Here is a 20,104-nt window from a genome sequence, read left to right as displayed (position 1 = left end):
AAATTTCAAAAAACATGAAAAAAATACTAACCTTACTTACTTTAACAGTTTGTTATACTGGTTTCTCTCAAGGAACACGTTTATTAAGACAACCTACGATATCTAATTCTGAGGTTGTTTTTGTTTATGCAAACGACCTTTGGAAGGCTCCGATTAAAGGCGGAGATGCCATACGACTTACCAGCGATGATGGCTATGAGTCAAACCCGCATTTCTCTAATGATGGCACTATGATCGCGTTTACCGCACAGTACGATGGGAATACTGATGTATATGTAATTCCTGCTACTGGTGGTGAACCCAAACGTTTAACTTATCATCCAAGTGGTGACTTTGTACAAGGCTGGACACCTGACAACAAAATTGTATTCCGTTCTTCTAGAAAAAGCAGACCTACTCAAACAAATAAGTTTTATACCGTTTCATTAAAGGGAGGCTTACCTGAAGCTGTAAAAGTTCCAAGAGCTGCTTATGGAGAATTTTCAAAAAATGGTAAATATCTCGCCTATACTCCTATTACTAGTTGGGATGCAGAATGGAGAAACTATCGTGGTGGTCAAGCAATGCCTATTTGGATTTTGAATATGCAAAATCAAAAACTAGTTAAAACTCCTCAAAAAAATAAAGAAAGGCATTTAGATCCTGTTTGGTATAACGGTAGTGTTTACTACATTTCTGAAAGAGACTACACTAGTAATATTTGGTCATATAATTTAACAACGAAACAAGAAAAACAACTTACATTTCATAAAAAATTCGACGTAAAAAGTCTGGATGCTAATTCAAACGGGATTGTTTATGAACAAGGAGGGTACATCCACTTTTTAAACCCTAGCACCTCAGCTACCAAGCAAATCCCCATAACAGTTCATGGTGATTTAAACTATGCGAGAACGCGTTGGATGGATGTAAAAGGAAGAAATTTAACGAACCCTAATATTTCTCCTAAAGGAAAAAGAGCCATTTTTGAATACCGCGGTGAAATTTTTACTATCCCTAAAGAAAATGGTACTTGGAGAAACTTAACCAACTCTTCAGGTGTTGCTGATAGGTACCCTATTTGGTCTCCAAAAGGAGATAAAGTAGCTTGGTTTTCTGACAAAAATGGAGAATACGAGTTGGTAATTGCCGACCAAAATGGAGATAATAAATCATATATTAAAATTCCTAATCCTACTTTTTATTTCAAACCTGATTGGTCTCCTAATGGAAAATATGTATCGTTTACCGATACGCATTTTAATATTTGGGTTTTAAATTTAGAAACCCAAAAAGCCGAAAAAGTAGCGACTGATAATTTTGCACACCCAAATAGAACTATGAATCCTAAATGGTCACCTGATAGTGATTGGATTGCTTATGCTAAACAAAACGAAAATCATTTTAAGTCTATTTATGCATACCAAATCAGTTCTAAAAAAACAGTTCAAATTACAGATCCTTTAGCAGATGCTATTTCTCCTGTATGGGATGCTTCAGGAAAATATATTTACACCTTGGCTAGCACCAACTACGGGTTAGCATCTGGATGGCTAGACATGAGTTCTTACGACCCTTCAGTAACACGTAGTTTATATGCAATTGTTCTGAACAGCAAAGACAAAGCTCCTAACCTACCTAAAACTGACGAAGAGAAAGCTGAAAAAAAAGATTCTGAAGAAAAGAGCAAAGAAGAAGAAGAAGAAGAAGAAAAAAACGATAAAAAAACATCAAAAGAAGCTGATCAAATAAAAGTTGTGATTGATGAAGAAGGCATTTTCAATAGAGCTATTGCTTTAAAATTGCCTGCTAAAAATTATACAGCTTTATACAAAGCTCCAAAAAATCATGTTTTTGTAGCAGAAGCAAATGAAAACAGCCCAAGTACTACTATTCACGACTATGATATTTCAAAAGAAAAAGCGACTGAATTTACCAAAGAAGCTCGTTCAATAACAGTTTCAGAAGATAGAGAATCTGTATTACTATCAAGTAAAGGAAACTGGAGTATTGTTAGTAGTAAATCTCCAGTAAAACCTGGTAAAGGCTCTATAAAAACCAATTTAAAAATTAAGGTCGATCCAAAAGCTGAAGCTCATCAAATCTTTAAAGAAGGTTGGCGCTATATGAGAGATTTTTTATATGTTGACAATGTACACGGTGCCCCATGGGATAAAATCTACCAATGGTACGCTCCATGGATTGATCATGTAAGACACAGAACTGACTTAAACTATGTTGTAGACATTATGAGCGGTGAAGTTGCTATTGGTCATTCATACGTTTACGGAGGTGATACTCCTAAAACCAACTATGTTCCTGTTGGATTATTAGGTTGTGATTTTGAAAAAGCAAATGGTTTATACAAGTTTTCTAAAATATACAAAGGAGAGCGTTGGAATCCTTCTATTAAGGCCCCATTAGGGCTTCCTGGAATTGATGTTAAAGAAGGAGATTATTTATTAGAAGTTAATGGAGTTACCCTTACTTCAGAAGACAATCTATATAAAGCCTTAGAGCAAACAGCTGGAAGAGAAATTTATATTAAGGTAAATTCTAAACCTACAGTTAAGGGAGCAAAAACCATTTTGGTAAAACCTGTTGCCAGCGAAAGAAGTTTACGTTCTATAGGCTGGGTAGAAGAAAACAGAAGAAAAGTAGATGAACTGTCTGGTGGAAAATTAGCGTATGTATATGTTCCGAACACATCAAACAACGGATTCACTTCTTTTAACCGTTACTACTTTTCTCAACAAGATAAAAAAGGAGTTATCATAGATGAAAGAAATAATGGTGGTGGTAGTGCAGCTGATTATATGATTGATATTTTATCGAGAAAACCTTTTGGTTACTTTAATAGTAAAGCTAATAAAAGAAAACCATGGACAACTCCAATTGCTGGTATTTGGGGACCAAAAGTGATGATCATTAATGAACGTGCTGGCTCTGGAGGAGACCTTTTCCCTTACATGTTTAAAGAAAGAAAAATAGGGCCTTTAGTAGGAACTCGCACGTGGGGAGGTTTAGTAGGAACTTGGGATACACCTGCTTTTATTGATGGTGGTAGAATGGTTGCTCCTCGTGGTGGTTTTTTTGATTTAGATGGTAATTGGGCTGTTGAAGGTGAAGGTGTAGCTCCTGATATTGAAGTACACCAAGAGCCAAGTAAAGTTTTAAAAGGAAAAGACCCTCAACTCGAAAAGGCTGTTAATGAAGCTTTACGCTTACTAAAAACTAATGAATTCATTCCTAAACCTGAGCCTGCTCCACCTGTTCGATGGAAAAGACCTGATGGGTATTAAAAATAAAAAAAGGATAGTTAATTAACTATCCTTTTTTTATCATACAACTAGTTACCAAGTTAAACTATACTTAGCTTCATAATTTTTACTTTGAGAATTATATCCATAAACTCCCCAATGTTGCTCAAAAAGACCAGCACCAGTTGGCTTCTTATCTTCATCATACATTTCAAAAATAAAACAAGGAATTCTAACATTAGGGTTACGTGGTGTTCCGTTTCCACTTTTACAATGATTAATTAAATTTTGATTAAATGTTCGTGCATTTGCTTTTGTTGCTGTAGAGTAAGTAGCTGTAGGTCCTGTAGGCCATCCTGCTTCACCAATAACAATAGGTAAGCTTCCATATCCATTATTTCCTAATGCTACATATAATGCATCATACATTGCATCAAAAATATTTTTATATGTATAACTTCCATCATGAACCCAATGCTTTTCACCTGCAGTAAACAAACAATAATCTAAATGAACATTATTTGGCTGATTATTTTGAGTAATAAATGGATATACATTAACCATAAACACTGAATTATCTTCTTTTAAAATAGCACAAACATCTAAAATTGTATTCTTAAGACTACTATTGAAAGCTCCTGCTGAAGGCGGATATGAATTCCCCATAATAGCATAATTAAAAGGAACAGTTACTTTGGCAGATAATCCTTTTGCTTTTATAGCTGTTTTAATATTTGTTATAGCTTCTACAAGATATGGGGCGTATGCATTATTCCACCAACTTCCTAAAGGTTCGTTTCCAACACAAATCATAGGAATGGAGCTAGCGTTGTTAGATAACACATCTACAATTGTATTAATAGTAGTTGAATCATTTTTAGCACAAGCTTTTAAATCTCCATTTGGCACATCAACTAAAACTTGCAATCCTTCCTTAGCAAAAGCACTAATACAATCTGCCTGATTGTACGTAAACATCTTAACCGTTTTAACGCCCGTTGCTTTTATTTGCGCAGCTGCTTTTGTTGCACTTACTTGTTTTCCTGCACTTTGAAAAGTATTACTAAAATTAACTCCTATAATTGATTTAAATATTGAATGATTCATTATTAATTAGTTTTTGTTGTTTGATTATTAAAATTACTACATCTTTAATATCTTTTTTTAAAAACATCTTTAAACGTATAAAAATGAGGTAAGAGAGTTCTTTTATAAAACAAAAAAAGGTAGTTCCTAATTCCTCATCAATCTTTCAAGTATGTCCTTTATACTTCCAACATACAACTTGAAAACAATTGTTTTTACCTTATTATTTAATCACATTTGTCACCATTCGTAACTATTTTCTCTTTTTATGGCTATAAATAACATCTCATTTTAATTTTATTGACTAGTTTTGAACAAAACAAAGTCCTTCTTTTTTGAAAATTTCTGAAACTCATAACGTAAAAAATATAGTAACCCCTATTCGACTACAAGAGTATGCTGTTGGAATTTTCAAAACTATTCCTACAAAATCTGGCATAAAAAAAGCCATTAAAAAAGGATTCGTAAATGTTAATGGTAAAACAGCTACAACAGCTTTATATATTAAAGGAGGAGAAACTATTGACTTATTTCAAACAGAAGAAACTCTTAAGAAAAAACAATTTAATTTTCCTTTAGAAATTCTTTATGAAGATGACTATTTAGCTATTATTTATAAACCTTCAGGAATCTTAGTAAGTGGAAATTCTTTTGCTACAATTGACAATGCTCTTACACAAAACCTGCAAAAAAGCACACTAGCTGATGCTACTCGTCCTCGACCAATTCATCGACTGGACTATCCAACAAGCGGGTTATTACTCATCGGAAAAACAACCGCCAGTATCATTTCGTTAAACCAACTATTTGAAAAGAAAGAAATTCATAAAATATATCATGCTATTTGTATTGGTAAAATGAAACTAAATGGAGAAATAGATTCTCCTATAAGTGATAAAAATGCTTTTACTTCGTTTGAAGTTATTGAAACTGTTAAATCACCTAGATTTGATTTTTTGAACTTAGTTAAATTAACTCCTAAAACTGGAAGAAAACACCAATTACGCAAACATTTGTTTACTATCGGTAATCCAATTTTAGGTGATAAAGAATACTTTATAGAAGATTTGGTTTTAAACGGAAAGGGATTATTCTTACATGCATCTACCCTATCCTTTACACATCCATTTACTAAAGAAACAATCAATATTACAAAAGAACTTCCTAAGAAATTCAAAAAAATATTCCCACAATAAATCTCCTTTAAATCATCTATCTTTGCCGCATGCGAATAGATATTATTACGGTTGAACCCGACTTAATAAAAAGCCCATTTGAAAACTCGATGATGAAGAGGGCTATTGACAAAGGACTCGCTGAAGTTCATTTTCATAACCTACGAGAATATGGTTTTGGCAACTATCGTCAAATAGACGATTACCAATTTGGCGGAGGTGCTGGAATGGTTTTAATGATTGAGCCCATTGCAAAATGTATTGAAAAACTTCAATCAGAAAGAACATATGATGAAATCATATATATGACTCCTGATGCTAAAACCCTAAATCAAGCTACAGCAAACACTCTTTCATTAAAGGAAAATATTATTATTTTAACTGGGCATTATAAAGGTGTCGACCAACGTGTGCGTGATAAATTTGTTACCAAAGAAATTTCTATTGGAGATTATGTATTAACTGGAGGAGAATTGGCTGCAGCAGTTTTATGTGATGCTGTTATCCGTTTAATTCCTGGGGTTTTAGGTGATGAAACTTCTGCTTTAACAGATAGTTTTCAAGATAACCTACTATCACCTCCTGTATACACGAGACCTTCTGAATATGAGGGAATGAAAGTACCTGAAGTATTATTATCGGGTAATTTTCCTAAAATTGAAGAGTGGCGCTCTGAACAAGCATACAAACGAACTAAAGAAATACGTCCTGATTTGTTAGATTAACTAATAATCAACAATTTATTTATTTTTTTTATCAAAAGAAAAGTTTTAAATTTGCAGCCACAAAATCAACCTCTGACGAAAATCGTGAATGTTGCTTTTATACAACCATAAATAACAAGGAAATGGATTTAGTAAAATTTGTTCAAGACGAATTTGTAACAAAAAACGAATTACCAGAATTCGCAGCTGGAGATACTATTACAGTATACTACGAAATTAGAGAAGGAGACAAAGTTCGTACTCAGTTCTTTAGAGGAGTTGTTATCCAAAAAAGAGGAAGCGGTGCTTCAGAAACATTTACCATCAGAAAAATGTCTGGTACTGTAGGTGTTGAGCGTATCTTCCCTATCAACTTACCATCTATCCAAAAGATTGAGATTAATAAAACAGGTAAAGTACGTAGAGCTCGTATTTACTACTTTAGAGGTCTTACTGGTAAAAAAGCAAAAATTAAAGAAAGAAGACGTTAAAAGCTTCTTATCAAGAAAACTAAAAAACACCATGATAATCATGGTGTTTTTTTTTATTCCCATTTGTTAATAACACACTTATTTAAACTGTTGATAACAAAATACTTAAACCCAAAAAAAAGAGATAATTATTTCTTATCTTTGGAAAAGAGTTTACAAAGTAAGTGACGTCAGAGTTATAGTTAGCTATATTAATCACCAAAAGTAAACCTTTAAAGTAACGTTCTTTATATATTTTGTTTTTAAACAGAATCAAGACTAAATACAATCATCATAATTTTTTGATTAATTGTAAGTTATTAATAATTTATAGTTTTCTAGTTATAAGTTTATAAGTATTATTGGTTTATATTTAGCTTAACTAACCTGTTTAAAAACACTGAAGCTTTTATTTTATGAATGGTATAATTTATAAAGTGGAGTTTCTTTTTGAGATGGTAACGTAGCTTTTTCTAAGGAAAAAGCATAAACACTGTTTTATTTGATTATGTAGTAATACAAATCAGTACCTCTTACTATTTCAAGAAAGCCATGTCAATTACAAGAAATTGTTTGATATGGCTTTTGTTTTTAATAACAAAATCTCCATTTCTCTTCTCTAAATTATCATATTCACAACAAAACACCCTAATTAATAATAATTTACTATCAAAAAACTCACCCGTAATTCTTAAATTTGCATCACTTCAAAATATAATTTAATTTATTACTTATAAATATGAATAAGACTGCTAAAATTATGTACACAAAAACGGATGAAGCTCCAGCATTAGCTACTCGTTCGTTTTTACCAATCGTAAAAGCTTTTACAAAATCATCTAACATAGAAGTAGAAACCAAAGATATTTCTCTTGCTGGTCGTATTCTTGCTAATTTTTCAGACTTTTTACCTAAAGAACAACAAGTTGAAGACGCTTTAGCTTTTTTAGGAGATTTAGCAAAAAAACCAGAAGCTAACATTATTAAACTTCCTAACATTTCAGCTTCTGTTCCTCAATTAAAAGCGGCTATAAAAGAGCTACAAGCTTTAGGATATGCTTTACCTGATTATCCTGAAGAAGCTACTACTGATGAAGAAAAAGCAATTTTAGCACGTTATAATAAAGTAAAAGGATCTGCAGTAAACCCTGTTTTACGTGAAGGTAACTCTGACCGTAGAGCTCCAAAAGCTGTAAAAAACTACGCAAAAAAGAATCCTCATTCAATGGGAGCTTGGAGTTCCGACTCTAAAACTCACGTTTCAACAATGACAGAAGGTGATTTTGCACACAGTGAAAAATCAGTTACTGTACCAAATGCAACTAATGTACAAATTGTACATACAGATGATAATGGAAACAAAACTATATTAAAAGATAACTTATCATTATTAGCGAAAGAAGTTATTGATGCTTCTGTAATGAGTAAAAAAGCATTATTAACTTTCTTAGAAGAACAAGTTAAAGATGCTAACGACAAAGGAGTATTATTCTCTTTACATATGAAAGCAACTATGATGAAGGTTTCTGACCCTATTATTTTTGGTCATGCTGTTCGTGTTTTCTTTAAAGATTTATTTGCTAAGCATGGTAATACCTTTAAAGAAATTGGTGTAGATGTAAATAACGGTTTTGGTAACTTACTAAGTAACCTTGAAGAGTTATCTGCTGATAAAAAAGCAGAAATTCTAGCAGATATTGAAGCTATTTACACTAGTAACCCTGATGTTGCAATGGTAAATTCTGACAAAGGAATTACCAATTTACACGTTCCTTCTGACGTAATTATTGATGCTTCTATGCCGGCAATGATTCGTACTTCAGGTCAAATGTGGAATAAAGAAGGAAAGCCTCAAGATGCTAAAGCTGTAATTCCTGATAGTTCTTATGCTGGTTTATACCAAGAAACTATTGATTTCTGTAAAAAGAATGGTGCTTTTGATCCTACTACAATGGGTACAGTTCCTAATGTAGGCTTAATGGCTCAAAAAGCTGAAGAATACGGTTCTCATGATAAAACATTTGAAATTACTTCTAATGGAAAAGTTGAAGTGATTGATGCCAACGGAACTACTTTATTAGAGCATACTGTTGAAGCTGGCGATATTTGGAGAATGTGTCAAACAAAAGACGCACCTATTCAAGATTGGGTAAAATTAGCTGTTACTCGTGCAAGAGCTACAGGAGCACCTGCAGTTTTTTGGCTAGGTGAAGAAAGAGCTCATGATAGAGAGATTATTAAAAAAGTAGAAAAGTACTTACAAGATCACGATACTACTGGGTTAGAAATTAAAATCTTATCTCAAGTAGAAGCTACTAAATATACTTTAGAGAGAGTTAAAGCAGGTAAAGAAACTATTTCAGTAACAGGAAATGTATTACGTGACTACTTAACTGACTTATTCCCTATTTTAGAATTAGGAACTTCAGCTAAAATGTTATCTATCGTACCATTAATGAATGGTGGTGGATTGTTTGAAACGGGTGCTGGAGGATCTGCCCCAAAGCATGTTCAACAATTAGTTGAAGAAAACCACTTACGCTGGGATTCTTTAGGTGAATTTTTAGCTTTAGCTGTTTCTTTAGAGCACTTAGGTGAAACAAATGATAATAGTAAAGCAAAAGTATTAGCTGAAACTTTAGATGATGCTACAGATAAGTTATTAGACAACAAAAAAGGACCTTCAAGAAAAACTGGAGAATTAGACAATAGAGGTTCTCATTTTTATTTAGCTATGTATTGGGCACAAGCTTTAGCTTCTCAAGATAAAGATGCTGATTTAAAAGCTCAATTCGCTCCTATCGCGGAAAAAATGGCTGCGAATGAGACTACTATTGTTGAAGAATTAAATTCTGTACAAGGTAAAGCTGTTAACATTGGAGGATATTATGAACCTAATGATACTTTAGCTAATGAGGTAATGCAGCCAAGCAAAACTCTTAATAGCATTATACAAAACATATAATTAAACAATTATATAAAATTCAAAAGCAGGTGATTTTATCACCTGCTTTTTTGTTTAAACAATTAAACCAAACAAATTATTAAACAATAATGTCCCCCGAATTACTATTTACTTCTCATAACATTGTTTGGCACATAGTTATGACACGACAAAATTATAATCGTCACATTCTAATTTCTTGAAACTTTTAATTAGTAAATTTGAAGCATGAAGTTTACAAAAACAACCGAACAAGACTCTAACTACAATGATTTAGAAAAAATGAGTATTTCTGAATTATTGCTTAACATAAATAAAGAAGATAAAACAGTTCCTTTAGCTGTAGAAAAAGCACTCCCACAAATAGAAAAACTTACTGAACAAATTGTTCTAAAACTAAAAGAAGGTGGACGGTTATTTTACATAGGTGCTGGTACTAGCGGACGATTAGGAATTGTAGATGCTAGTGAGTGCCCCCCAACATTTGGTGTTCCTCACGAATTAGTTGTTGGACTTATTGCAGGTGGCGATTACGCTATTAGAAAAGCTGTTGAATTTGCTGAAGATTCAACGAACCAAGGATGGAAAGATTTACAAGAATATAAAATATCATCAAAAGATGTTGTTGTAGGAATTGCTGCATCAGGTACTACCCCTTATGTTATATCTGCCTTAGAAAAATGCAATGATAATAATATTGTAACAGGCTGTATAACTTGTAATCAAGGAAGCCCCTTAGCATTAACTGCTCAGTTCCCTATTGAAGTCGTTGTAGGCCCTGAATTTGTAACAGGAAGTTCCCGAATGAAAGCTGGAACAGCACAAAAACTGGTATTAAATATGCTTTCTACAGCTAGTATGATTCAATTAGGAAGAGTTAAAGGAAATAAAATGGTTGACATGCAACTATCCAACAACAAATTAGTAGATAGAGGAGAAAAAATGTTAGCTTCTGAATTAAATATCGACCAAAAAACCGCTAGCGATTTATTAAAAAAATACGGAAATGTTCGTGAAGCTATAAAAAACTTTACTAATGAATAAACCTACTACTTTTGAAACTGGAATAAAAAAACTATTAGTTTTCTTAGGGTTACTTATTATTTCTCCCTTAGTTTTAAGTATTGCTTTTAAAGCTTTACGAGCTTTTAAAGAATCTCCTAAAGTTTTTATTGCTTACGGATTGCTTGTAATTGGTGTTTTGTTAATACTTTTTACCGTATATTATGGCTTTAAAACATTTAAAACCATATTGGATCACCTTTTCAGCAAATAACTTTTGATTAGAAGCAATTCCATAAAAAAAATAACAGATTGGGAACATTGGCCATCCGCTATGTTTTATCTTCCTAATGTTCCATATGCTTTTTATTTAGCTTATAAAGCAAAACATTTGGCTTTTTTTAGTGCGGCTAACCCATGTATAAAAAGCTCTGGAAATGGCACTGAAAGCAAATATGAAACTATATTATTGGTTCCTGAAAAACACCGCCCAAAATCAGTTTTAATTAAACCTAATACTGATTTTGAAATAGTTTGTAAAAATATTCAAGAACAAAAAATCAACTTTCCTTTAATTGCGAAACCTGATATAGGTTTTCGTGGGTTACTGGTTGAGAAAATAATTTCAAAAGACGCCTTAAAAAACTATCTTAAAAAATATACTATTGATATTATTATTCAAGAATTTTTAGATTATGAAAACGAATGTGGTATATTTTATCATAGAAACCCCAAAAATGATTCTGGTAAAATTTCTTCATTAACTTTAAAACGTTTTTTATCTGTTACAGGAGACGGAACTTCTACATTAAAAGAACTTATTCTAGCTGATGAAAGAGCTAAATTATACATAGAGTTATTTTCTAAAATCCATCAAGATAAACTTACAGAAATCCCTATTAAAAACAAGGTTATTAAACTTACGGCTATAGGTAATCATTCAAAAGGAACACAGTTTATTAACGGTAATCATTTAATAAGTGATAAATTAACTACAACCTTTGACAAACTAAGTAAATCAATACCTGGTTGGTACTATGGTCGAATTGATTTAAAATACAATACTTTTGAAGAATTAGAAGAAGGAATCGATTTTAAGATACTAGAAATAAACGGAATAATAGCAGAGCCTACTCACATTTACGATTCGCAAAATTACACCTACTTAAAAGCCTTAAAAGCTATAAGAACGCATTGGAAGTCACTCTTTACTATTGCTATTACAAACCACAGAAACTTTAACACCCCATACAAAGATTCTATAAGCTTTCTTAATGAGATCATTTTATTAAAAAAATATACAAAAAAAATTAAACGTCTATCTAAATAGAAAATCTTTTCTATCTTTGTAAGCGAATACATGTTCATGTATTGTTAAGAATCCCCCCGAGTCTTAAAACCAATTAACTACTCAACTGAATGGAAAGAAGATTACTTTTTTCATTGGTTCTTTTCTGTGCAATAATTCCAACTTTCTCTCAAGTTAAAGTTGGGGAGAATCCTTCTTCTATACATTCAAGCTCTATTTTAGAATTGGAAAGTTCAGACAAGGTATTAGTTATTAGTAGAATGACAGATACTCAAATGAACACTATCCAACCTTTACGAGGTGCCTTAGTTTTCAATACTGATCAAAACTGTGTTTTTATGTATGATGGAACTTCGTGGATAAGCTTATGTGATGGTGATTCTGGAAACACAAGAGAATCTATTAAAGTTACAACCTCTTCTACTGCTCCAACTGACAATAACGTAGGTGATTTTTGGATTAACGATACTCTAAACAATACTACTAGTATTTGGGATGGAACCAATTGGATTTCTATAGATAACAACCCAAGAAAAGGTAACGGAAGTCCTAATGCTAGCACAGCTCCTAACCCAACACCTGGAGATGTTTATGTAGATACAACTACTGGTATAATTTATGCCTACGACGGTACAACATGGGTAACATCAAACTCTACAGCATCTGCTAATAATGGGCTTTTGATAAACGCAAGTAACACTATTCAATTAGGTGGTGTATTAATTCAACCTACTACTATTGAAACCAATACTACAAACACGCTAGCTGTTACAGGTTTAGAAAATGGAGACACTACATCTGACGATATAGTTACAGTAGACAGAACCACTGGGGTTTTGAAAAAAGTAACCAGTTCTAATTTACTTAGAGAGGAAATTACAGAAATTACAGCTACAGACGGACAAGTAACTTTTACGGGACTTACATTATATACAACTGATAAAATTAACGTATACAGAAACGGAGTACGAATAGATTTTACAGTTAATAACACTACAACAATTACAATAGAACCTGATGCTGTATGCTATGCAGGTGATGAAATACGAATAGTTCAATTATATTAATAAATAACCAATAAAAAAGTTTAATAACGCAATCAATACTCAAATTATGAAAAAAATTACAAACAAATTAAAAGTCGCTTTAGTAGCCATTGGTTTCTTAACTGTTGGTACTGTTAGTGCACAAACTACCTCTGGTGATATTGCTGTACAAGCAGCTACTACATTAGGTAACAATGGTGGTGTAGTAAAATTAGTAGACAATAAGGGTACTATTAAATATTTACAAGCTGAAAATGGTTTAACTTCTTTTACCAACACAACACCTAGTGGTGGTGTAGTTACTACTTGGCAATTAGGTGGTACGTTAACTGAAAACACATATATTACAGCTGGAACAGGAACAGAATTTGCTTTAGATGGATTAGAGTTAGTCACTGCGGGTACTGCTTCTACAAACGCTGTTGATCGTGAATCTCATGACGGAGATGCTGCTGCTGGCGGAACTGGTTTTACAGTATTAATCAGAGATGAAGATTCTGGAGCTATCCAAAAAATACAATTAGCTGACTTATTCCAAGTTACAGCTATAAGAAGAGAAGCTACCCCTCCAACTAATACTACTGGACCTACAGAAAGTATTCTTGTAGCTGGTTTACCTGTTATTGACGCTACAAATGAAGCTAAGTTATTTGTATTTAGAAATGGAGTAAAATTACGTTGGAATACTGATTTCACTGCAACTACAGCTGGATCTATTGATATAAATATCTCTGCTGATTTACCTTTATATCTAGGAGATGTTATTGAAGTACACTACATCAATTAATATTAATGTTCAAAAACATTAAACATATAAAAATATTTATACTAACTTTTGCATTGATACTATTTACTTTTAGTATCAATGCACAAGAAGTTAGGGTTATTGATAACAAAGGAACTATACAAACAGTTAATAACAATACTGTAACCACCTCTACAACTGCACCAACCCTTCCTCTTGAAAATGATGTTTGGTTCGATACAACCAACAATCAAATAAAAATATATGATACTGTGGACGGTTGGAAATTAATCACCTCTACATTAGCTTCTCAAAACATCTATACATCCGATGGTGCTTTAACAGCAAATCGTAAATTAACCGGTATCAATAATTTTGGATTAACTTTTGAAAACTTAACTTACTTTCAATTATTTAGTAATAATAGTATTCAAGTATTTAGTGACAATACTATTCAAATGAATGCTATCAACAATATGCAAATAAGCTCTACAGGAATTGGTAGCACTATTCAGCTTTCATCTGCTAGTACTATACAACTTTCTGCTCCTAGTAACATTATGTTACAAAGCCCTACTGAGTTTAATAATACACTATTAGATGTTAATAATTCTGCTGGAACTTCTGGTCAAATATTAACCTCAACAAGTACAGGTGTAGAATGGGTTAATAACCAACAAAATACTGTAACAAAAACATCAAACTCTTCAACAAGCACACCTGCTACATATTCTTTCCCTGTAGGTTACACCCCTATAGAAAATGATTTTTTTATTTATGAATTAACCTCAGGTGAACACAGTACCATATATATATACAACAATGGTGCTTGGGAGCAAATAGCCCCAACTAAAGCTTCTAGAATATTCTATCCTCCATCAATTGCAATAGATGCTAGTACAACTGGTTCGGGTAGAACTATCAATTTATACACACAATATACAGCTCAATTTAATAGTCCTGCTATTGGTAGTACTAGTGCTCCTGCTACAATACCTACTTATAATGCTGATGAATTATACTACTACGTTACCGATTATGACACGTCTATCCTTACTATTAACAGTATAGATGATAGCGGGTTAATGACTTATAGTGTAGACAACATACCTACGGATGATAACACGATAATTAATGTTGTTTTTGTAGTTAAATAATTCAAAAAAATAAACCTTATGAAGTGGTTACAAACATTGTTCTTTTTCCTTTTTACAGGGGTAGTAAGTACTTCCTTCTCTCAATCTTTAAATGATTATAGGACTATAACTTCGGGCAACTGGACAACTATTAGTATTTGGGAAGTTTACAATGGTGTTACTTGGGTTCCTGCAACAACGTATCCTGGTCAAGTAGCAGGCACAAACGATGTTACTATTTCTAATGGAGCTACTGTAACAATTAATAGTACTATTAGTAATACTATTAATTCAGTAACCATAGGTGATCGAACTGGAACACCCGTTATTGAAACATTATCCATCACTGGTACCTCTAGCATTAATACACTTGAGTTTAACATAGCCTATGACGGCCTTTTAAGATGGGATGCTAATGTGTCTTTGTCTTTAACTGCAAATGCTTCATTGTTTATTGAAAACTCCAATCCAGATGGTTTAACTCTAGGTACCGATCACGGCATTTATATAAACCCAGCTGGCTGTAATGTTCAAAAAATTTTATACATCGGTGCAACAAGATATACAAACTGTAATGGTGGAGGTCCAAACCCTAAACCCTTAACGTTTAACGAAGCAAATAATAATGGGGGTAACTTGGGCGTAACCCCTACTTCTAACTCTCCTGTTTGTTCTGGTCAAACAGTAAATTTATTCGCTAACCCATCAGGTACCGATGCTGGTAGTGCCTCATACACTTGGACAGTCACTTCCTCTCCTGTTGCTTATACATTTTCCTCTACAAATGAAAACCCAACAGATTCTCCTACTATAGTAGGAAATTATATTTATGAAGTTACAGCCACAAGTGGAACCGTCTCAAACACAAATACTGTTTCAGTTGAGATTATATCATGTAATAAAAGAATAATTACCAACCGTCGTATAACTTACAGAGTAAATAAATGATGTTATATAAAAAACACATATCGTTTATTTTTTTTATTAGTAGTATTACTCTAACTATAGCACAAAATGCATTTCAAAATTCGGGTAATGTACAGTTACACGATGGTGCTCAAATTGGTTTCCATACCAACTTGGTAAACAACGGTACCTTAAACAATTATATTGGTTTTGCTGGTTTTTATGCTGATAACGAAACCAGAACTATTTCTGGCACTAACAAAATCATCTTTTTTAATGTAGAAATTGATGCGCTACAAAACCTAGAACTTTACAATTCTTTAGGTGTACGTAATCAGTTAAGCTTTATCAATGGACAAGTAATTACATCAAGGAATAATACGGATATTTCATTCGATTTCATTGATTATGATTTCTATGCAGGTGAAGATAATGAACGACATATAGACGGCTACGCCTCTTTAAAGCAAGGAAATAAAAACACATCAAACTTTACATTTCCTATAGGAGATGGAGCAATGTTACGTCCTATGAGTTTACCTCACACCAATAAATACTACTTTTTTAAAGGAGCTTATTTTTATGAGGATCCGAATTTCCCTACTAATTTTACTGCTAATTTTTTAACAGACCAAAAGCAAGCTATAATTGAAAATATTAGCAATATTGAATTTTGGGATTTAGACGGAAAAAATGAAACCCAAATTACATTAACATGGAATAGTCGTAGTGATATAGCTTCATTAGCTAATCAAATTTCACAATTAATTGTAGTAGGTTGGAGTAAAACTGAAAATCAATGGGTAAATTTAGATGTATTAGAAGTTACTGGAGACTTGTTTGAAGGAACAATTACATCTGCCTCATTTGTCCCTAACGAGTACGAAGTAATTACAATTGGCTCACTATTAGATGATGAGATTAACACAAATAATAACAATATTTTAATCTCTCCAAATGGAGATAACCTTAACGACTTCTTAATTTTTGATGAAGTAAATGAATACGCTCACAATAAATTGGTAATTTATAATCGCTGGGGAAATATTGTTTATCAAACTGAAGATTACAAAAACAACTGGGATGGTACTTCTAACGGAAGATCAACTATTAACAGAGAAGACAAACTTCCTGCAGCTACTTACTTTTACTACCTAGAATTAGGTGACGAACCAAACGCGTATCAGAAACTAAAAAAAGGTTGGGTATACATTAACCGATAATTATTTTACTAGTTCTTTTTTTGGGGTAGTAGGATTGTAACCAAAATCTGCATCTGGTAATTCTATCCCTAATTGATTTATGATAAAACCTATACTAGCAAAATGATGTATTGCATGACTATGTGCTTGTATTAAGGCACTACCCAAGGTATAATTTGCTGTTACTTTTCCTGTCCCTAAATCATCTGTAACAGAAATAATTGTATCAAAATCTTCTGCTTCTAAACAATATAATTGCTCAATAACTTCATTAAAATATGCAATACCAGACTCAGTTTTTTGCTCTGCTAATTGATTACGTTCTCTATCAGAAAAATCAACACATTTTCTATTCAATCCATTAAAAATACAGGCAAAAACATCTAGAATATGCCTCATATTTGCTCCTATACTCGAATAATAAGGTGGAATTGATGTATCACTGTATTGTTCATCACTAATCGCTTCTAATAGTTTAATTCCTCTTTGTAAATTTTTATCAATAGCTGCTATCATTCGTAAGTGTAAGTTTTCAAGTAAGTCGTATAAATATAGAACTTTTTACTTGGAGAAATAAATTATTTTTTAAAACCAAATTAAAACACTAAAAACCAAAAACATAAACCAAAAAAAAGAATTAAAGTACAACTTAAAATTAATATTAAAATATTTTTTGGCACGCTCTTTGAAAATTATACATCAACTGCGGAAGCCGAAAAGCATATAGAGTAAGCATAACCCTAAAATTAGCAATTATGAGAACAGGGATACTATTATTATTAGCAATGATGTCATTAACAACTGTAAATGCCGACAACATTGAAAAATCAACTAGCAAAATTGGGGTTACAAACCGTTATAATGACGCTGTTACCTTTGTGGAAAGAGGAATTCAATTTCACGTATTTTTAAACGGAGATTTCGACTTCAATACCCACTATGATAGATACTCAGATTATGGTGTTCGTATTAAACGTGATAGAAGAGGTCGTGTTAGAAGTGTAGGAAACGTTTACATAAACTACGATGCTAGAGGAAATGTAAAAAGAATTGGTAGTGTATTTATGAGGTATAAGTTTGGAAACTTATTTAAAGTAGGAAACTTACATATTCAATATGATAGATGGGGTAATCCAAGATTCAGAGGATTTGTAAAACCAGGACACCGCCATCACCATGACGATGATCATTATTATTACGATGATGGATTTGATGTAAATATCGATATAAACATAGGTGATATTTTTGATTATGATGACGTTTATTTTTACAGAAAAGATTTTGGAAGAAAATATCGTCAGTTTAGAGAAGATAATAATTTTTACTACTACAGAGCGTTACCAAATGCAAAAATTGGAAAGCGTAGTAAAATTATAAAAAGACGTAAACACAAAGCTTTCAAAAACAAAAAATATAAAAATAAATACAGAAAAGGAAAGCCTGAACAAAAAGGTAAATCAAGAAGAAACCATGATTAAACAAAAAATCCCTCATCAAATTTGATGAGGGATTTTTTTTATTATATTATTTTAATAATTATTTCGCTACGTTTACTGCTCTTGTCTCTCTAATTACAGTAACTTTTACCTGTCCCGGATAGGTCATATCATTCTGAATTTTTTGAGAAATATTAAATGATAATTCGGCTGCTTTAGTATCGTTTACTTTAGCACTTTCTACCATAACTCTTAATTCACGTCCTGCCTGAATAGCGTAAGCCTTTTGTACTCCATTAAATCCAAAAGCAATATCTTCTAAATCTTTTAAACGTTGAATATAAGAATCTAATACTTGACGACGTGCACCTGGTCTTGCTCCTGAAATCGCATCACAAACTTGTACAATAGGAGCTAACATCGTTTTCATTTCTATTTCATCGTGGTGCGCACCGATGGCATTACACACATCTGGTTTTTCTCCATACTTTTCAGCCCATTGCATTCCTAATAATGCGTGTGGTAATTCACTTTCTGTTTCAGGTACTTTACCTATATCATGTAATAAACCTGCACGTTTAGCAGCTTTTGCATTTAAGCCCATTTCAGCAGCCATAATACCACAAAGGTTTGCTACTTCACGTGAGTGTTGTAATAAGTTTTGACCGTAAGAAGAACGATACTTCATACGTCCAACTGTTTTAATCAATTCAGGATGTAAACCGTGAATTCCTAAATCAATTACAGTACGTTTACCTACTTCAATAATTTCTTGAGTAATTTGTTTTTCGGTCTTTTTTACAATTTCTTCAATTCTTGCTGGGTGAATTCTTCCGTCTGTTACTAGTTTATGCATTGATAAACGAGCAATTTCACGACGAACAGGATCAAAACACGATAAGATAATTGCTTCAGGTGTATCATCTACAATAATCTCAACTCCAGTTGCTGATTCTAAAGCACGGATGTTTCTTCCTTCTCTACCAATAATTCTTCCCTTAACGTCATCCGACTCCAAGTTAAATACAGATACACAGTTTTCTACAGCTTGCTCCACTCCTACTCTTTGTATAGTATTTAAAACTACCTTACGAGCTTCTTGTTGCGCTGTCATTTTTGCTTCTTCAATAGTATCTTGAATGAAAGACATAGCATCAGATTTTGCTTCGTCTTTTAATGACGCTACCAATTCGGTTTTGGCTTCATCAGCAGATAATCCAGAAATCTGCTCAAGCATATCTACATGTCGCTTGTGCATTTTTTCTAATTCTGACTCTTTCTTTTCTAAGAATTCTAATTTATAATCAAAATCAGCTTCTTTTTTTTCTAATTGTTTATTAAGTTTTTTGGTTTTATCTAGCTCTGATGATACTTGACTTTCTTTATCTCTTACTCTTTTTTCTACATCAGAAACTTTCTTTTCTCTTGACAGGATTACTTTTTCATGCTCAGACTTAAGTTCTATAAACTTTTCTTTTGCTTGTAAAATCTTATCCTTCTTTATTGCTTCGGCTTCTACTTTAGCTTCTTTAAGTATGCTATTAGCCTCTTTCTTCGTTTCTTGTATTAATTTATTTGCACTAGATTTCTCTAACATTTTAGCAATAAAAAAACCTATTGCTACACCTATAATTCCTGCTAAAACAGGAAATAATATTCCCTCCATAATTTTGATTTGATTGTATAAAAAAAGCCTACATTAAT

Annotated in this window: 17 protein-coding genes; 14 read left to right on the top strand and 3 right to left on the bottom strand. The window is 32.5% G+C overall.

What is annotated here, in order from left to right:
- Window positions 1-14: 14 nt before the first annotated feature.
- On the top strand, window positions 15-3,281 hold the full coding sequence (locus VBY68_RS00710; protein ID WP_415268552.1) for a S41 family peptidase: 3,267 nt from the start codon (window positions 15-17) through the stop codon (window positions 3,279-3,281).
- A 51-nt stretch (window positions 3,282-3,332) separates the two neighbouring features.
- Here the strand turns inward: VBY68_RS00710 and VBY68_RS00705 are convergent, their stop codons facing one another.
- Window positions 3,333-4,346 (bottom strand): glycosyl hydrolase family 17 protein, encoded by a 1,014-nt coding sequence (locus tag VBY68_RS00705; RefSeq protein ID WP_415268551.1) that lies wholly within the window; start codon window positions 4,344-4,346, stop codon window positions 3,333-3,335.
- A 314-nt stretch (window positions 4,347-4,660) separates the two neighbouring features.
- Here VBY68_RS00705 and VBY68_RS00700 point away from each other — a divergent pair, with 314 nt between their 5' ends.
- The 12 genes from VBY68_RS00700 to VBY68_RS00645 all read left to right on the top strand — a co-directional run bounded on the left by VBY68_RS00700 (window position 4,661) and on the right by VBY68_RS00645 (window position 16,985).
- A complete protein-coding gene (locus VBY68_RS00700) occupies window positions 4,661-5,521 on the top strand; it encodes an RluA family pseudouridine synthase (RefSeq protein WP_415268550.1) in 861 nt (286 codons plus the stop codon).
- A gap of 29 nt (window positions 5,522-5,550) precedes the next feature.
- The gene (gene trmD / locus VBY68_RS00695; protein WP_415268549.1) at window positions 5,551-6,225 is read left to right on the top strand and encodes a tRNA (guanosine(37)-N1)-methyltransferase TrmD; all 675 of its coding nucleotides are present in this window, start codon (window positions 5,551-5,553) and stop codon (window positions 6,223-6,225) included.
- Between the two features lie 122 nt (window positions 6,226-6,347).
- The gene (rplS, locus tag VBY68_RS00690; RefSeq protein ID WP_099213784.1) at window positions 6,348-6,695 is read left to right on the top strand and encodes a 50S ribosomal protein L19; all 348 of its coding nucleotides are present in this window, start codon (window positions 6,348-6,350) and stop codon (window positions 6,693-6,695) included.
- A gap of 718 nt (window positions 6,696-7,413) precedes the next feature.
- On the top strand, window positions 7,414-9,639 hold the full coding sequence (locus tag VBY68_RS00685) for an NADP-dependent isocitrate dehydrogenase (protein ID WP_415268548.1): 2,226 nt from the start codon (window positions 7,414-7,416) through the stop codon (window positions 9,637-9,639).
- Between the two features lie 207 nt (window positions 9,640-9,846).
- Window positions 9,847-10,662, top strand: coding sequence for an N-acetylmuramic acid 6-phosphate etherase (gene murQ, locus VBY68_RS00680; RefSeq protein WP_273694741.1), 816 nt, complete (start codon window positions 9,847-9,849; stop codon window positions 10,660-10,662).
- The gene (locus VBY68_RS00675; RefSeq protein ID WP_415268547.1) at window positions 10,655-10,894 is read left to right on the top strand and encodes a DUF6095 family protein; all 240 of its coding nucleotides are present in this window, start codon (window positions 10,655-10,657) and stop codon (window positions 10,892-10,894) included. Before murQ ends, VBY68_RS00675 begins: the two co-directional genes overlap by 8 nt.
- A 3-nt stretch (window positions 10,895-10,897) precedes the next feature.
- Entirely contained in the window at window positions 10,898-11,950 is a 1,053-nt protein-coding gene (locus VBY68_RS00670) for an ATP-grasp domain-containing protein (protein WP_415268546.1), read from the top strand.
- A gap of 89 nt (window positions 11,951-12,039) precedes the next feature.
- A complete protein-coding gene (locus VBY68_RS00665; RefSeq protein WP_415268545.1) occupies window positions 12,040-12,996 on the top strand; it encodes a hypothetical protein in 957 nt (318 codons plus the stop codon).
- 46 nt (window positions 12,997-13,042) lie between these two features.
- On the top strand, window positions 13,043-13,762 hold the full coding sequence (locus VBY68_RS00660; RefSeq protein ID WP_415268544.1) for a hypothetical protein: 720 nt from the start codon (window positions 13,043-13,045) through the stop codon (window positions 13,760-13,762).
- A gap of 5 nt (window positions 13,763-13,767) precedes the next feature.
- A complete protein-coding gene (locus tag VBY68_RS00655; protein ID WP_415268543.1) occupies window positions 13,768-14,877 on the top strand; it encodes a hypothetical protein in 1,110 nt (369 codons plus the stop codon).
- 18 nt (window positions 14,878-14,895) lie between these two features.
- Window positions 14,896-15,804: a hypothetical protein gene (locus tag VBY68_RS00650; RefSeq protein WP_273694747.1), complete on the top strand. Its 909-nt coding sequence runs from the start codon at window positions 14,896-14,898 to the stop codon at window positions 15,802-15,804.
- Window positions 15,801-16,985 carry a gliding motility-associated C-terminal domain-containing protein gene (locus VBY68_RS00645; protein WP_415268542.1) on the top strand — a complete coding sequence of 395 codons (1,185 nt, stop codon included), beginning with the start codon at window positions 15,801-15,803 and terminating at the stop codon, window positions 16,983-16,985. Before VBY68_RS00650 ends, VBY68_RS00645 begins: the two co-directional genes overlap by 4 nt.
- Here VBY68_RS00645 and VBY68_RS00640 read toward each other — a convergent pair whose 3' ends face one another.
- On the bottom strand, window positions 16,986-17,480 hold the full coding sequence (locus VBY68_RS00640) for a DinB family protein (RefSeq protein WP_415268541.1): 495 nt from the start codon (window positions 17,478-17,480) through the stop codon (window positions 16,986-16,988).
- Between the two features lie 239 nt (window positions 17,481-17,719).
- Between VBY68_RS00640 and VBY68_RS00635 the strand changes: the two genes are divergently transcribed.
- Entirely contained in the window at window positions 17,720-18,442 is a 723-nt protein-coding gene (locus VBY68_RS00635) for a hypothetical protein (protein ID WP_124590164.1), read from the top strand.
- A gap of 58 nt (window positions 18,443-18,500) precedes the next feature.
- On the opposite strand, the gene rny is transcribed toward VBY68_RS00635, so the two are convergent.
- Window positions 18,501-20,066 (bottom strand): ribonuclease Y, encoded by a 1,566-nt coding sequence (rny, locus tag VBY68_RS00630; protein WP_121147543.1) that lies wholly within the window; start codon window positions 20,064-20,066, stop codon window positions 18,501-18,503.
- Between the last annotated feature and the right edge of the window lie 38 nt (window positions 20,067-20,104).

The sequence above is a fragment of the Tenacibaculum ascidiaceicola genome, from assembly GCF_047470925.1.
In the GTDB taxonomy this organism is placed as follows: domain Bacteria; phylum Bacteroidota; class Bacteroidia; order Flavobacteriales; family Flavobacteriaceae; genus Polaribacter; species Polaribacter discolor.
Note: the sequence above shows the minus strand (reverse complement) of the source record. Positions and strands in the feature narration are given on the sequence as shown.

Bases quoted from the DNA above. Each gene is read 5' to 3' on its own strand.
- rny (WP_121147543.1), bottom strand. From the start codon at position 20,066: ATGGAGGGAATATTATTTCCTGTTTTAGCAGGAATTATAGGTGTAGCA.
- VBY68_RS00650 (WP_273694747.1), top strand. From the start codon at position 14,896: ATGAAGTGGTTACAAACATTGTTCTTTTTCCTTTTTACAGGGGTAGTA.
- VBY68_RS00710 (WP_415268552.1), top strand. From the start codon at position 15: ATGAAAAAAATACTAACCTTACTTACTTTAACAGTTTGTTATACTGGT.
- VBY68_RS00655 (WP_415268543.1), top strand. From the start codon at position 13,768: ATGTTCAAAAACATTAAACATATAAAAATATTTATACTAACTTTTGCA.
- VBY68_RS00660 (WP_415268544.1), top strand. From the start codon at position 13,043: ATGAAAAAAATTACAAACAAATTAAAAGTCGCTTTAGTAGCCATTGGT.
- VBY68_RS00675 (WP_415268547.1), top strand. From the start codon at position 10,655: ATGAATAAACCTACTACTTTTGAAACTGGAATAAAAAAACTATTAGTT.
- VBY68_RS00635 (WP_124590164.1), top strand. From the start codon at position 17,720: ATGAGAACAGGGATACTATTATTATTAGCAATGATGTCATTAACAACT.
- rplS (WP_099213784.1), top strand. From the start codon at position 6,348: ATGGATTTAGTAAAATTTGTTCAAGACGAATTTGTAACAAAAAACGAA.
- VBY68_RS00645 (WP_415268542.1), top strand. From the start codon at position 15,801: ATGATGTTATATAAAAAACACATATCGTTTATTTTTTTTATTAGTAGT.
- VBY68_RS00685 (WP_415268548.1), top strand. From the start codon at position 7,414: ATGAATAAGACTGCTAAAATTATGTACACAAAAACGGATGAAGCTCCA.
- VBY68_RS00640 (WP_415268541.1), bottom strand. From the start codon at position 17,480: ATGATAGCAGCTATTGATAAAAATTTACAAAGAGGAATTAAACTATTA.
- murQ (WP_273694741.1), top strand. From the start codon at position 9,847: ATGAAGTTTACAAAAACAACCGAACAAGACTCTAACTACAATGATTTA.
- VBY68_RS00705 (WP_415268551.1), bottom strand. From the start codon at position 4,346: ATGAATCATTCAATATTTAAATCAATTATAGGAGTTAATTTTAGTAAT.
- VBY68_RS00665 (WP_415268545.1), top strand. From the start codon at position 12,040: ATGGAAAGAAGATTACTTTTTTCATTGGTTCTTTTCTGTGCAATAATT.
- trmD (WP_415268549.1), top strand. From the start codon at position 5,551: ATGCGAATAGATATTATTACGGTTGAACCCGACTTAATAAAAAGCCCA.